Annotated in this window: 2 protein-coding genes; both read left to right on the forward strand. The window is 31.3% G+C overall.

What is annotated here, in order from left to right; genetic code table 11:
- The coding region (locus tag GA0061080_RS12325; RefSeq protein WP_141683182.1) for an RHS repeat-associated core domain-containing protein at positions 1 to 660 on the forward strand (660 nt) is incomplete at its 5' end.
- Positions 657 to 1010 carry a hypothetical protein gene (locus GA0061080_RS12330; RefSeq protein WP_091126272.1) on the forward strand — a complete coding sequence of 118 codons (354 nt, stop codon included), beginning with the start codon at positions 657 to 659 and terminating at the stop codon, positions 1008 to 1010. The genes GA0061080_RS12325 and GA0061080_RS12330, both read left to right, overlap by 4 nt.
- Positions 1011 to 1107: the final 97 nt, after the last annotated feature.

Consider the following 1107-nt stretch of genomic DNA (forward strand, 5'->3'; position numbering starts at 1 on the left):
GACGATTTCAACGCCCTGCCGGATAACCCGTTAAGATTCCAAGGGCAATATTATGATGAGGAGACGGGATTACACTACAACCTAAACCGCTATTATGATCCATTTACAGGTAGATATATTACTCAAGATCCGCTCGGTATACTGGGTGGCTTAAATAGTTACCAATATGCTGGTAGCGATCCGATAAATTGGGTTGATCCGTTAGGGTTGATTAAGGTTGAAAATAGTGGGTTTGAGGGGGTTGCAGGAAAGGAGTATAAGATCTCAAATGGTGCGGATACAGCAATACCTAAAACAGATTTAGATCACCCTATTGTACAATCTCGTATAAATATACAAAATGGTAATAATAAAGAAGGATGGTATCATGTTTTAAAAAGGCATTTCGGCGGCAAGAGCAATGCAAGTCAATTTATAATTACAGAAGAAGAAGCTAAATCTTTAATAGGAAGCAAACAAGTTATAGACATACCTATTAGTAATGTAAGAAATTCAACATTTGAAGGTACAGAAAGAAAACTCTATGAACGAGTTGTTAACTTTAATAAAAATATTGGAATTGATAAATTTACAGGAAAGCCAACAAATACTATAACGATCCTTACAGATAAAGCAGGCAATTTAATTACAGCAACACCAGGGAGATTACCACCATTATGATAAATGAAGCTAACATAGCTCAGAAAAAAACACTTGATTTTCAAAAGTTTGAAAAAGAAAAACTTTATCCTTTTTTTAAAGAGGAATTTGGTTATTTGAATTCAGCTTTTATTCTAGGAGAAAATTATGATCAATATGCCATAATTTATTACTATTTAATAAATGGTAAATATTTTATTGATTTTGATGTTTCAACTATAGATCAATCTATTACCATAAATTCAATAATATCGGTAGATGAATATAAAAAAGAAATTCAAGGAAAAGGTAGAGCCAAAAAAGAAAGTAGAGAATATTTAGATAAAATTATGAAAGAAATTAATTCTAATAAGTACAAAATTTATATGTAATAGTGGAATGGCAACACATTTTCAAACAAAAAAATTAAGGGGTAAGTGTTTTTTAAATTCAACGGGAGGCAAGTAGCCTAACGAAGAATGTAATCGT

The sequence above is a fragment of the Gilliamella intestini genome (genome assembly GCF_900094935.1).
Lineage (GTDB): Bacteria > Pseudomonadota > Gammaproteobacteria > Enterobacterales > Orbaceae > Gilliamella > Gilliamella intestini.

Coding starts and splice junctions, on each gene's coding strand:
- GA0061080_RS12330 (WP_091126272.1), top strand. CDS start 657: ATGATAAATGAAGCTAACATAGCTCAGAAAAAAACACTTGATTTTCAA.